Annotated in this window: 12 protein-coding genes, 1 tRNA gene and 1 pseudogene; 11 read left to right on the forward strand and 3 right to left on the reverse strand. The window is 44.2% G+C overall.

The window, feature by feature from the left end; genetic code table 11:
* The first annotated feature begins 171 nt into the window (after positions 1-171).
* Positions 172-779: pseudogene (locus QXR92_03165) on the forward strand (IS607 family transposase).
* The gene (locus QXR92_03170; GenBank protein MEM0319007.1) at positions 769-1,959 is read left to right on the forward strand and encodes a zinc ribbon domain-containing protein; all 1,191 of its coding nucleotides are present in this window, start codon (positions 769-771) and stop codon (positions 1,957-1,959) included. Before QXR92_03165 ends, QXR92_03170 begins: the two are co-directional and overlap by 11 nt.
* Here QXR92_03170 and QXR92_03175 read toward each other — a convergent pair.
* Complete coding sequence (locus QXR92_03175; GenBank protein MEM0319008.1) at positions 1,927-2,310, reverse strand: hypothetical protein; 384 nt, start codon at positions 2,308-2,310, stop codon at positions 1,927-1,929. The genes QXR92_03170 and QXR92_03175 overlap by 33 nt on opposite strands.
* 91 nt (positions 2,311-2,401) lie before the next feature.
* On the opposite strand from QXR92_03175, the gene QXR92_03180 reads away from it, so the two are divergent.
* The 8 genes from QXR92_03180 (at position 2,402) to QXR92_03215 (ending at position 10,751) form a co-directional block, all read left to right on the forward strand.
* Entirely contained in the window at positions 2,402-2,776 is a 375-nt protein-coding gene (locus tag QXR92_03180; GenBank protein MEM0319009.1) for a hypothetical protein, read from the forward strand.
* Complete coding sequence (locus QXR92_03185; protein ID MEM0319010.1) at positions 2,776-3,210, forward strand: hypothetical protein; 435 nt, start codon at positions 2,776-2,778, stop codon at positions 3,208-3,210. The genes QXR92_03180 and QXR92_03185 overlap by 1 nt, the downstream gene beginning before the upstream one ends.
* Positions 3,200-5,005 carry a hypothetical protein gene (locus QXR92_03190; GenBank protein ID MEM0319011.1) on the forward strand — a complete coding sequence of 602 codons (1,806 nt, stop codon included), beginning with the start codon at positions 3,200-3,202 and terminating at the stop codon, positions 5,003-5,005. The genes QXR92_03185 and QXR92_03190 overlap by 11 nt, the downstream gene beginning before the upstream one ends.
* A 50-nt stretch (positions 5,006-5,055) precedes the next feature.
* Complete coding sequence (locus tag QXR92_03195; GenBank protein ID MEM0319012.1) at positions 5,056-5,337, forward strand: hypothetical protein; 282 nt, start codon at positions 5,056-5,058, stop codon at positions 5,335-5,337.
* 59 nt (positions 5,338-5,396) lie between these two features.
* Positions 5,397-5,858: a hypothetical protein gene (locus QXR92_03200; protein MEM0319013.1), complete on the forward strand. Its 462-nt coding sequence runs from the start codon at positions 5,397-5,399 to the stop codon at positions 5,856-5,858.
* A gap of 151 nt (positions 5,859-6,009) precedes the next feature.
* Positions 6,010-7,308: a type II/IV secretion system ATPase subunit gene (locus QXR92_03205; GenBank protein ID MEM0319014.1), complete on the forward strand. Its 1,299-nt coding sequence runs from the start codon at positions 6,010-6,012 to the stop codon at positions 7,306-7,308.
* Positions 7,271-8,734 carry a hypothetical protein gene (locus QXR92_03210; GenBank protein ID MEM0319015.1) on the forward strand — a complete coding sequence of 488 codons (1,464 nt, stop codon included), beginning with the start codon at positions 7,271-7,273 and terminating at the stop codon, positions 8,732-8,734. The genes QXR92_03205 and QXR92_03210 overlap by 38 nt, the downstream gene beginning before the upstream one ends.
* A gap of 31 nt (positions 8,735-8,765) precedes the next feature.
* On the forward strand, positions 8,766-10,751 hold the full coding sequence (locus tag QXR92_03215) for an ATP-binding protein (GenBank protein ID MEM0319016.1): 1,986 nt from the start codon (positions 8,766-8,768) through the stop codon (positions 10,749-10,751).
* Between the two features lie 168 nt (positions 10,752-10,919).
* Here the strand turns inward: QXR92_03215 and QXR92_03220 are convergent, their stop codons facing one another.
* Both QXR92_03220 and QXR92_03225 read right to left on the reverse strand, forming a co-directional pair.
* A complete protein-coding gene (locus QXR92_03220; protein MEM0319017.1) occupies positions 10,920-11,306 on the reverse strand; it encodes a hypothetical protein in 387 nt (128 codons plus the stop codon).
* Positions 11,307-11,467: 161 nt separating this feature from the next.
* Positions 11,468-11,543 (reverse strand) — tRNA-Gly (locus tag QXR92_03225).
* A 101-nt stretch (positions 11,544-11,644) separates the two neighbouring features.
* On the opposite strand from QXR92_03225, the gene speE reads away from it, so the two are divergent.
* Positions 11,645-12,586, forward strand: coding sequence for a polyamine aminopropyltransferase (gene speE / locus QXR92_03230; protein MEM0319018.1), 942 nt, complete (start codon positions 11,645-11,647; stop codon positions 12,584-12,586).
* Positions 12,587-12,856: the final 270 nt, after the last annotated feature.

Consider the following 12,856-nt stretch of genomic DNA (forward strand, 5'->3'; position numbering starts at 1 on the left):
ATTTCAGCAGAGCTGTGCTTTTGGCTGAAGGTATAGCTGATATGGAATAGATGATGCCTATTCACTTTTGAATTGTACACAATTTTCCTGAATCGAATCCATGAAGGATTGCCTTTTTCAGCAGTTTCAAAATAGATATGTTTGAATATTGGTGGGTATAGAAGAATATTGATGTCCGAAAAGCTCTATACAATCAAGGAGGCGAAGAAGCTTCTTGGAGTCACCACCTGGACTATTCAGCAATGGGATAGGCAGGGCAAGATTAGGTGTGTTAGAACTGTGGGGGATGAAGGAGGATCCCTGAAAGTGAAATAAAACGCATCCTTGGTTTAAGAGAGGAAAGAATTGTCGTAGGGTATGCAAGGGCTTCATCTTCAGCACAAAAGGATGATTTAGAAAGACAGAAACAACTTATTTCAAGCTACGCTAAGGAGAAAGGTTATGGTGAAATTCAAGTTTTAACGGATGTTGGTTCTGGACTTAACGAAAAAAGAAAAAACTTCCTGAAACTCTTAGATATGGTTTCGGAAAGGAAAATCTCTAAAGTTATAGTCGCTTACGAAGATAGGCTCACGAGGTTTGGTTTTGAAACCTTAAGGAAAATGTTCTCAGCTTTCGGAACAGAAATAGAAGTAATAAATCATGAAGGGAAGACACCTCAAGAAGAGCTTGTGGAAGACTTAATCACCATAGTTTCCCACTTCGCTGGAAAGCTCTACGGTATGAGGTCACACAAATATAAGGAGGTTGGCGAAGGTGTCAAGAAGCTTGTTGGTTAAGGCATACTCAATACCGCATAACCTTGAGGTAAACGGGCTTATAGAGGATTACATGCGTGTCCTCAACGCTATCTTGGAGGATCTATGGAAGAACATTGCATGGGAGAGGAGGGGTAAGAGGCTTATACCGTTTCCTAGGAAGGACAAGACCTTCAGGAAGGAGCTTAGGGACAAGTACCTTAAGGGTTGGGTTTATTCCAAGCATTACGTGGACTCCGCGATTAAACAGGCTTATTCCGTGCTCGAGTCCTGGAGGAAGAGGTACCTCCGCGGGCGGGCTGGAAGAAGAAGACCTGAGTTGAAGAGGAAGTTCGTGAGGGTCAAGGAAACCCTCTACAGCTACAGGGATGGTGTGCTCAGGATTTCGATTAAACCCTATGAAGAAAGCGTGACCGTAGATTTGAGGAAGGCGTGGTGTTTGGATAGGATAAGGGGATTGGAGCTCGGCGAACTCATACTTAAACAGGACAGGCTCATAGTTACTGTTAAAAGAGAGGTGGAGCTAAAGATTAAAGACCCAATATCATGGGACACGAACCTCTTAACCTTAGATGGCTTTGATGGTGAAAAGCATTACTCGATAAGCCTGAAGGAAATCTACACAATTCATAGAACCTATGAGCTGAAGAGAAGGATTATCCAGAAGCTACATGGAAAAATGAGGAAGAAGCTCCTGGAGAAGTACCGCTCGAGGGAGAGGAACAGGATTGACGACGCGCTGCACAAGCTGGCCAGGCAGCTCTCAGGCAGGACAAATATCTTTGAAGACCTGAAGAACTTCAAGGAGAGGGTGGCTAGGACGAAGAATAGGAGCATGAACAGGCAGAACAGCAAGCACGACTACATCAAACTGCAAAAGTATGTGGAATACAAATCTGCGTGGAATGGTTATGCTACCATATATGTGAAGGCGAAGGGCACCTCGAAGACCTGCTCCAAATGCGGGTACTACAACAAAGACCTAAGGGGAGCAGTCTTCAAGTGCCCAAAATGCGGACTTGTAATCGATAGGCAGAGGAATGCATCAATAAACATTTGGAAAAAGTTCCTTAGGATGTGGGGATTCATGGGTTCACCCCGAAAGGAGCTAACCCCGATGAGCCCTCCAATGAACCCTGAGGAGGACAAGAGGGATGAAGCTCAAGGACTAAGTATGGATTCCATACGTATCCACACTTAGTTCAGAACCCTCTATGTTTGGAGGATATTCTATTCTGAAAAGCTCTTCATCCTTCCTGCTCACAACTATATGGCTTGGAGCAATTTCCTCAATCTCGTAGTTTGGATAGAGAAGTACCTCCCTGCCACTGATGTTCTTCAAGAAAGTATATTTGAATTTTCCATTGCTGCGCTCTATCCACCCAGGATATAAGTATATATCTTCCACTGGAAATATGTCTTCATAGCCTACTTTTTTCTCTTTTCCTTCCACCCTCATTCTCTCCACTATTTCTACAACTCTCCTTTTTCTCACTTTTCCCTCCTTCAATCCAGTCACACATATTTCCTTATCTTGGAACTTGGATTCCAAGGGAGCAGCCCCAATGCAGATGCTCTTCTTTAAAAGAAGCTGGAGTTTTTGCAGAGCTTTATAAGCGATTCTTTTATTTTGGAGAGGGCAAATGGCAAAAAGGAGCATTTCCTCGATTTTGGTAGCAATCGCCATGACATTGATTATTCTTGGTATGTTCACAGCAATCTACAGCAAACTGGAATTTTCTACAAACGCTCTTCGGGAAAAAACTCAGAGCTCAATATCTATGGCCACAGTCCTAGCTCTCAGGAATGGAGATAGAAACTATGAAGTTATCATATACAATTACGGTGATAGAATCATTGAGAAAATGACAATAGCATATAGCAATGGCACTGCAATTGAGTATGAGAATGTCTCTTCAATAAAGCCAAAATCTCTGGTAACGCTGGTTGTCAGTGGAATCCCAATTTTCTATATGGATGCTGCTGGGGAAACAGGCAGAATAGAGGTGGTCAACTAGTGAGAACCAGGGCCCTTGCAGAAGCCATGGCCATAGTGCTAATAGCGATTGTCTCTCTCCTTTTCACCATTTTTCTGAGCACAGTGAATGAGAGAATCGCTGGAGAAACTGCGGAGAGAGCAGAAATGGTCAGCGATATGTCGCTCAGGAGCGTGGAGACTCTGTACTTAAGCTTAAGCGAGAGTCATCCGTGCATAAAGAGCAATTTGAGGACTCAAATAGTGGCGCTCATTTTCTTCAGTCCAAATACGACGGAGCTATACAGGCATGATTCCAACCCGATCGAGGTCCAAGTAGGCTCCTGCATTCAGCTGAGCGAAATAGAATCGAAATCTCTCAAAGGTGTATGGAAGCTTCTCGTGATAACTGTCCGCGGAAACGTCCACAGCTGGAACTCCACATTTCAGATTCAAGGTGTGAAGATTGAACCATAGGGGAATTGCGGAGGGAATTGGCGTCATTCTTTTAGCCCTGATGCTTACATCCTTCATCTCCATTTTAGCCTACGGAACGAGGCATGCAGAGAGCATAATCAGAACTGAGAGCAGCATCCAGTCAATATTAAGCTTGAGAAGAGCAGAGAGGATAGTATTTGGGGTAAATGGAAGCACATTGCTGGCAAAGAGCACTATTGAAACTGAGGCAGTTATGCTAGTAGTTTTCTGGAGCAATACTGTTTACTATTCCAATGAGAGCAGAATCCCTCTGCAACCTGGAGACTGGACTCTCCTTCCATTGCCACAGGAAGTAGCAGCTCTCATACTTTCATCAGGAAATGCTTCTCTAGGAATAATAACTCGCTACGGGAACTTCTTCGTTTTCACTCCGAATGATCTGGGCTCAATGAATGCATCGGTAAATCAAATTCAATTTCTGAGATCTGGGGTCCTGCAGAGGGCAGGGAGCTTCAGTATTTACTATGTTGGAAATAGCTCGGCAATATATTCCTCATATCAAGCGACTGTGAGCGGTACATATGTAAAAGATTATTCAATGGGAAATGTTTTTGCCTCGCTCTCTATGTCCCTCAGCTCCTTTACTCCAATTTGGTCCCCCATTCTCATATTCTATTCAGGAGATGTCTCCATAACTGAGAAATGGAACTGCAGCATTGTGAACGTGACTGTGGAAGATAGGGCTGGAGGAAAGATCAGCTTCTCTGCCTATGCTAATGGAACGCTTATCAATAAGAGCACTGTGAATACCACGCAGGGCAGGTCGCTCAAGCTATTTTTATTTGATTTCTCATCGCAGAAGTACTCGAGCTCAGACGTGAAGATATTCTCGCTTCCAAGCGGTCCTGAGGTCTATGTCGTTTCAATAGTTCCCGTTCTATTCTCTGGGAGCTTCTACATTTACGCTACTTCGATTCTAGATGGAAGCTTGCTTTCCCTCAGCTACGGATCTCAATCCTCCAGCTCAAGCTCCTATTTATCCCCTCCAGGGAACATGGCTACTCCGAGCTACATATATGCTGGATTTGTGAGCTTGATAGAGGGGGGATCTTACATCTATTATGATGGGAGCTTCAATTCCAGAACATCATCTCCCCACAGCATAAGCATTGAGCTGATAGACCAATCAACTCTTTCTGCCGCGATTGCTACAATCAATGTTGCTACCGCACTGCTTACAGACTACTATGGGGCTGGATATATAAGCTTCTTGGAACCTCCGGTGAATGTCAGCATGACTGGATTCAGCACTGTAATAAATGCGAAATCCTGGGATCTAAACAGGACTCCTGGAAGCTCAAACAGTTACTATCAAGCACAATCTAGCATAACTTTTCCTGGAAGCTGCAGCGCCCAGGTCCTGGGAAAGATCTCGCTCTCAATTTCGTTCACAAATGCGGGAGGAAGCGCTATTAATGGACCTCAGCCTAGTCCTCCACCCTACATCCCTACAGCACCTCCGTCGATATACTACATTCAGACTCCGATGCCAATGAATGGCACATCAATAGCAACGACAGTCTACTTATATGCTGAGAGAATTAACAGCAATCTCACTGCTAACTACATTAAAATAAATTTGGAGGACGGATCTTCTGAGAGCTTTTGGAACGTTCCCTTCTCGATTATTTCCTCTCCGATAGGAGAGGTGTATGGGATAGCAATACCTCTAGATGGAGATTCTCGATATTCTTTGAGCATAACTGTGCTCTTTAACGGACAGAGGCTGGCGTATGGAACATTCTACAATTATCTTGCTCCATCTAATCCTTGAAGGATTTTTTCTAGCTTTTAAAGCTCTCCTTCATCTTCTGGGGATGAAAAATGCATTTGCACTTCTACATTCTGAGCTTCTTCTTAAAGTTAGAGTCCCAGGTATTTACAGTATCTCCGGAGCCTCCTCCTGGAATAAGCGAGGCAATCATGAAGCTGCTTTCATGGTTAGCCTGGATAGGGTGGGTATCAGTTGCTGCTGCTTTAATTGCAGGGGGAATTAGCCTAGTCCTTGGCTACATGGAAAGAGGAAAGAGGCTGATTCTTGGAGCCATTCTTGGAGCCCTGATTCTGGCATTCTACAGCGCTATTATCTCAGGGCTCATAGGATAAATATACAGAGATTTTTTTGCCCTTTTTTAAGCCCCTTTTACTCTCTTGGAGGGATATACTTGAGAAAAATCTGCAGAGCAAGAAAAATGAGGGGGATGAGCTCGGAGCTCATAGTAATGATATCCGTGGTCCTCATAGCGATGGTAGCAGTCTTTGCTCTTAGAGGATGGCTCTCCACCCAGCTAGGGAGGATGGGCAACATAGACATGGCAGAGGCAACCTTCACCAGCACTTCAGTCAATCCAAGTAGCATGGTTATTGTAATTAATGTGAAGAATCTCCTTCCGAACCAAATAAGCATCATAGGATTTCAGATACTTCTCTCCAATGGAACTGTGCTCACTGGAAATTCAGCAGGTATTTCAACTTCGCCTGCCCTTCCAACAGCAGTAGCAGGAAAATCCGATGGACTCTTAACCGTGTTCCTGAACAACATGCAGAATAGCATTCTGAAGATCAGCGTGAATGTTCAAGACAATTCGACTGGACAGACACAGTGGATTTCTGCGGTTGGAAGCTAACTTCTCGGTCCTCATGGGGAGGCTAAAAATAATGGGGATCATCCTGGAAAGAAAATTTTTCTCTGAAAAAGAAAGGAAAGTAGGGACACTTTTTTGTAGTGAGGATAAGCACCTCCCCCCTGAAAGCTCCACCCCGCACGAAAATCTTCCTTTGAGGTATAGAGTAGGAGCATATGATGTTCAAATAGTGAGGAGCAACGGTGTTTATGAGTACCGCATATGTACAAAGAAGGAGCTGGGCGATCTTCATAATCTCATAGAGTCCAGGCTAGAGGAGATAATTCTCCTCATGAGAAAAGGGGCAGATGCAGGAGATGTTCTAACAAGCGTGCTCGGAATTCCTAGAGAAAAGGTCCCTGATGCCTTGTTTGTGCTCAGGAGCATTCTTGAATATGGGAAAATCCAGGCTCTGCTCGGCGATGCTCACATCCAGGATATAAGCATTGAGGGGGCTGATAGAGTATGGATAAGGCACTCGCTCATTGAAAAAATGGATGAGGATCAGGACTTCATTCCTACCAATATATTTTTTCAGAGCGTTGAGGAGGTGCTAGTGCTGCAGCAGATAATTGCAACGAAATGCAATGTCTACGTCTCCATGAGCAATCCCATTGTGGAGGCACAGCTTCCAGCTGCAGATGGAGGACATAGGGTTCACCTAGTCTTCCCATCTATATCTCAGAACAGACCTGAAATAGTAATAAGAAAGAGACTGCAGCGCCCTCCAAGCATTAAGAATCTCTCCGAGAGGGGGGTAATCCCAGATGCTGCTGTGGAGCTTCTAAGGGGAATAATTGCTGCCAGAGCTTCAGCAATAATAGCAGGACCACCTGGTTCAGGAAAAACTACACTTCTCAGAAGCATACTTCACTACTTGGTACCGAGAACATGGAAGGTCCTCGTAATTGAAGATACAGGCGAAATAGATCCGCCTCCAGGGTCTCCTTGGACAAAGTACACAACGTTTGAGCTAGGTTCAGTGAAAATAGATCTTTTCGATCTGGCCAAGGCCTCTCTCAGGGCTTCAGGAACAAAGATCATAGTTGTTGGTGAGACGAGAGGCTCTGAGGCACAAGTCCTCTCCCAGGCAATGCTTGTGGGATTGGGAGCGCTCACAACTTTCCATGGGTCCAGCCCAAGCGAAGTCATCTCCAGGCTCATGAGCCCTCCAATCAACTTGAGGGCTCCCCAGATAGGAATGTTCCAATATTTGTTCGTACTTGGATTTGGAAAATCTCCGAGAAGGCAGCTAAAGTCACTGTCGGAGCTAAGCTACAGCGTAGAGAAGAAAATGGTTGAGCATAGAGTGATTTGGTCCAGGGAAGTTGATGGAATGAAAATTGACCCCGAGGAAATGCTTCGTAGGAGTGAGAGGTGGAAGGAGCTTCTGAAGAGGTCAATGGATGCTTCACATGGTGGAGATGAAGTTGAGGATCTCGCACAAGCTTAGGGAATCCTGCAGAAGGCATCTGATATCACTGTATCCGGGAGTTGAGGAATATGCTGGAGCTAGGAGAAGGCTGAAAATCCTCTGCATTTTAACAGCGACTTCTCTTGTCATGATATCAATTGAGCTTGCTTTTAGAGCAAGCGCCTTCCCTCTCCTTATCCCCCTTCTCCTCTTTCCAATATTGACTGCACTTGAGATTTCTGCTGCTTTTGTGAGGAAAGCTCTGCTCAATGAAAGGCTTGAGCAGGAGCTTCCATTCCTGGTAGTTGCCTCTGCCTCTTTTTCCAGAACTGGGCTCGAGCTATCAGAGCTTCTAGAGCATGTTGCCAAGAGCAGCGTTTTCAGAGGAGCAAGGATGATAGGCGAGAAATACATAATTCTATCGAGATTATTTGGAAGGAATCAGGCCCTGAACTTTATCTCCAAAATTATTTCAGGAAAGAGCAGGTTCCTCCTATCGGAGTACAGCGTTTCTCTTTTAATAGGAACGTCAGTTCAGTTTCTCAGAGAGAGGGCAGGCGATATACTTAAGAGCTCAGAGACAATGGTTGACAGGGCAATCCAGCTCAGAGCAACAATTGCAATGATAGCAATAGTTCTCTATGGCCTATTTCCCAGCATCCTCATTGGAATGGCATTTATCCAGTCAATGAGCATCAGTGAGAGTGAAAACAGCTCTGGCTCCTTGGCCCTGCTCACAATGGGATTGACTTCCGCTAGCTTGCCTGCTGTTTTAGCTGCAATACCAGACTATCCTCTTTCCATGCTAGTTCTACTGTCCCAGAAGGCAAGCAAAATCTTTAGGGCTCTCTTCATAATTGGACTTATTGCTTTGATTTTGCCATCAGTGCTCCTCATCTATTTTCCGGAAGAGAGCTTCTCAGAGTTCGCTGTGATCTCTGCTGCAATCTCATGCATTCTCGGCATCCCATCTTTCTTTTATCCTCTTCTCTCAATTATAACTAGCAAGGTCGATCTCATAGCAGAGGAAATGTTGAACCATGCGAGAGTATGGAGGAGCCTTCACTTATTCAGATCCGCTGAGCTCGAAAGATTGGAAAGAAGGGATGTGAAGCCATGGATAGCAGAATTCATTGCTGAGATGCTGGAATTCTTCAGGGGCCTGGGAGACTGCAATCCCTCAATATTCGAGACTTTCGTTTCATTTATCAGTGAGAGCAGGAGAAGTGCTATGCGATTTACTATGAGTCTAGTACTCCTCATGATAGCTTCCATAGCTTCCCCTATAATGAATGCAATGATTATCAGAATTTCTCCAGCCCCCAATAGCTCTCTATTGCTATCAGGGTATGTGAGCACGATTGCCATGGGATTAATCGCGGGAAAGCTCTCCATAGGTAAAAACATGAGCACTTTTCTCCCGTCCATTTCCGCAATGCTCTATATCATTCTCGCCCCTCTCTGAGCATAATCTACCTGAATTTTCATGGAAGGGGATGGATTTTGCTTTTCAAGAAGCCAATGGTTTATCCCATCCAGAAAAGATTCTCTCATATTTTATCTGCGTGATCAAGATGCTCCTCGAGATATTTCCCAGACTAAAAGGGACAAAGCTCAACATCAACATCTTAGGACCAAGCTTCACATTCTGCATAATGAAAGATTCCGCTAAGCTCCACATACTGCTGGATACATCGACGTCGCCAAACACACTGCGAACCTACTTTGAATCTAGGCAGTTTAGCTACGATAATTTCCTGGAAGCACTAGGAAGATCAGTCTATGCATCTGAGGCAAGGCTCAAGAGAGAGGAAGATTTTTGGCTTGGCAATTTCAGCATCTCAGATCTTCCGGGAACTATGGATTCACTTGACTATCCATCTGCTGTGTGCTTATCTATCTCGAGGAGCTTGGAGCTCAGCAGGATTTTTTTGAAGCATTCAGCAGGACTCATCAAGAGGGCATCGAAAAACGGAGATTACTTTCTCAGATCACAGGCTGAAATCTTTCGAAATATTATGAATAGGGTCCTACTCTTGAAATTAGTTCTGCTGGCTGGGGGAAGAGAAGATATTAGAAAAATAGAGAAGCTGATTGATTCCCTTTCTATCGCTAAGCTCAGCTGGATGCGACACATTGTGAATACAAGTCAAGAAATATCGGAGCTTCTGAAGCCCCCCACAATTAGCCTTTTCGAAACTCTCATTGGGAAGACTAGAAAGATAACAGTTCTCGAGGAAAATTTGAGAGAGATGATTTTCCTTCCGGATCCCTCCATTTACAGAATAGACTTTTCCAGAGGTTCCCCTCTGCCCCTTCTCTCTGCAGAGAGAGTTGGAAAGAGAGCGTTCAGGATTGGTCTGCTTGAGAATGGAAAGGAGTTTAGATTGAGCGTTGAGGATCTCTACAGGCATACATACATAATTGGACGAACTGGCTCAGGAAAAACCAGCTTCATGAAGCTCCTAGTTCACAGGATGAATGATCTGGGCGATCTCTCGCTGATTGTCGTGGATCCTCACGGAGATATGGCTAAGGAGCTTGCCGAGGAAGCTGCAAATTCAAAATATTTCCATCCAATCAACAGCCCGTTTGGCATAAACCCCCTTGATTTGCCGAATATGAATAGCAGAGAGCACGCTGTTTCAATAGCTGTGGATGTTGCTCTAGAGATCTTCAGGGATGTGCTTAGACTCACTGAAAGCGCTGTGAATGTTAAATACATGCTCCAGGTGATCCTCAGAATTCTGTATGAAAAAAATGACTCGCCAACTCTCGCGCAGCTCTATGATATGATATTGGATCTTCATGAGGGGAAAATAGAGAGGATCACAAGCGATGAAAAATGGGAAAAGCAGCTCAGAGTTCTTCAGAGGATGCAGAGCCAGAGCTTCATCTCAGCTCTCTCGAGGCTGGAGCCATTTGCACATGACAAGCTCCTCCTTAGAATAACCAGCAGAACAACTGTTGATTTCAGCGAGCTCATGCAGCCAGGGTCTCTTGCTCTATTCTCTGTTCCCAAGGCTGACCTTGGAGAGCACCTAGCTAAGCTCATTGCATCAGCTATAATTATGAAGCTCTGGTTTCAAATTCTTGCGAGAGCGAGAAGTGATGAGAAGAGAACTCCCGTGTTCTTGGTTGTGGATGAATTCCAATTCATAGCTGATTTCCCGATTATTGATACTATTCTATCGGAAGCTAGAAAGTTCGGGTTGCATTTAGTGATGGCCCACCAACACACTGGACAGATCTCGAGGGAACTATTTCAGTCAATTATGACCAACTGCGCTGTGAAAGTCAGCTTCGCAGTCGAGGGGGAAGATGTAGCAAGACTCTCCACAATGGATGCTGCTTTTTCAGAGGCCATAGAGAGAAGCCTTGGCTCCCTCACTGTTGGAAAAGGCATTGTAAAAATAACTGGAAATTCTGGAGAGCAGCAGCCGCCTCCTGCAATCGTTACCTTTGATTATATTGAGAAATAGCGCTAGGAGAATTTTCGTTTCAGATTTTTCTATTGAACGTTAAAGAATGTCGTACTGCAGAAAAAGCAGTGCGTTTCATCTGAATGAGCAGATTTGACCTCCCCGCACTAAAGGATGAGGCTTTCGATATGTAAAGAGCCATTTTTTAAAAAACAACAATTTCTTTGTTTATCCAACAATTTCCCTTATTTCCTTGATGATCGTGTTCTCAATATGTTGAGTCCAAAGCATTTCAGGTATATCTATAGCGAGGAAGAGCCAAGTTAGAAGGATCGCTTCTGCAGCTGCTACCGCAATATTTTGGATCCACTTTCCTATTCCAATATGAATTGTGAAGTCATTTGGCTGCCCCGCTATTAGAATTGTGAATGCTCTATCTGCTGTTATAATATCACGCAAGATGCCTTCCTTCTTTGCCTGGATCACTATTCCTGCAGGAACAGTGGCCACCTGTGTTTTGTATCCATCGCTCTCTAATTTCTGAGCAATCTGCTGAGCTAACTGATTCAGATCCTTATTTTTGCCTTGGAATCTCAGCACCTTTTCTGAAACCAAATTTAGCACCTCATTGATAAATAAAACAGCTCTTCTATTGTTTAAACTTTTGCTTTTTTCAAAAACTTCAATTCTATTTCATTTTTTCCGATTTAGAAACTATATATATTCTCTCCAATCTTGGGAGTCTTTCTTCTTGGAATTGGTTTCTCAAAAGTGAATGCGGCGGCCGGGATTTGAACCCGGGATTGCCGGCGTGGCAGGCCGGCGTCCTAATCCAGGCTAGACGACCGCCGCTTCCAATAATTCTAGAATCACAAGAGCTTTTTAAATTAATTGCTTTTTCCGCAAAGACAATTAACTGCATTTGACCATGAACACACAGGAGGGATGACGGCATGAGCACTGGAAACTTCAACTACTATTGGAACTGGTTCGTAGAATGGATTGCTGATGGAGATGCCTCGCTCAGAGCTTCCTCAAGAGTATATGCATTTGAAAAAACTCCCTATCAAAGCGTTATGGTTGTAGAGCTTGTTTCCTTGGGAAAAACTCTGATAATTGATGGAAAAGTTCAGTCAAGCCTGTACGATGAGCACATATATCATGAGAGCCTTGTCCATCCACCTCTAATAACTCACGGCCTCCCCGAGAAAGTCCTAATTCTGGGAGGAGGAGAGGGAGCTACATTGAGGGAAGTTCTGAGGTACAGAACTGTCCGCGAGGTGCACATGGTTGATATAGACGAGAAAGTTGTTGAGTTCTCTAGAAACTTTCTGAAGGAGTGGCACAGAGGAGCGTTTGATGATCCAAGAACGAGAATCATAATAGCAGATGGAAGAAAGTTCGTTGAGGAAGCTGCTGCGAGGGGAGAGAAGTACGATGCTGTCATAATAGATCTGGTTGATCCATTGAGCGGAGGACCAGCAGTTAAGCTCTACACAAGAGAGTTCTATCATCTTATAGGAAAAATTCTTGAAGATGATGGAGTGATGGTCACACAGGCAACAAGCCCCATTCTATATCAGAGAATGTATGCTGTGATCCTCAATACTGTAGCTTCTGCTTTCTCAATAGCAAGACCTTATTTAACATACATCAGAAGCTACAACGGTCCATGGGGATTTGTCTACGGTTCCAATAAAAAAGATCCTCTTGCTTTACAACCAGAGGAAATTAACAAGAGAATTTCCTCACTGCTAAGCACCCCCAGCGAATTGAAATTCTACGACGGAGAAACCCATGAAGCTCTATTCAAGATAACAAAGAACATCAGAGATGGTCTAAAAAGCTGGAGAGAAGTTTCAACTGATGAATCCCCAAAGTACATTGACATCTAGTTTTTTGATGACAAAAATTCTTGGTTTTTTAGCAACCTTCCCCTGCTGTTTATTTTTTATAATGATTTAAGCTAATATTCCGTCGAAATCAATATAAAGCCTTCAACTTCTATAATATTAAATGGACTCTCCGGGAGCTCAGAGGCTCGCCGCGGCCTTAGCCCGGCGGCACAGCCGCAACATGGAGCGATTTGCTCCTAGAATGAGCGGGCTGTCTCCGGCTGCGGGAAAACTTCTGCCTCTGGGCGAGTACCGGGGACAGCAAAAATC

This window comes from Fervidicoccaceae archaeon, from assembly GCA_038734945.1.
In the GTDB taxonomy this organism is placed as follows: Archaea; Thermoproteota; Thermoprotei_A; order Sulfolobales; family Fervidicoccaceae; genus ARK-14.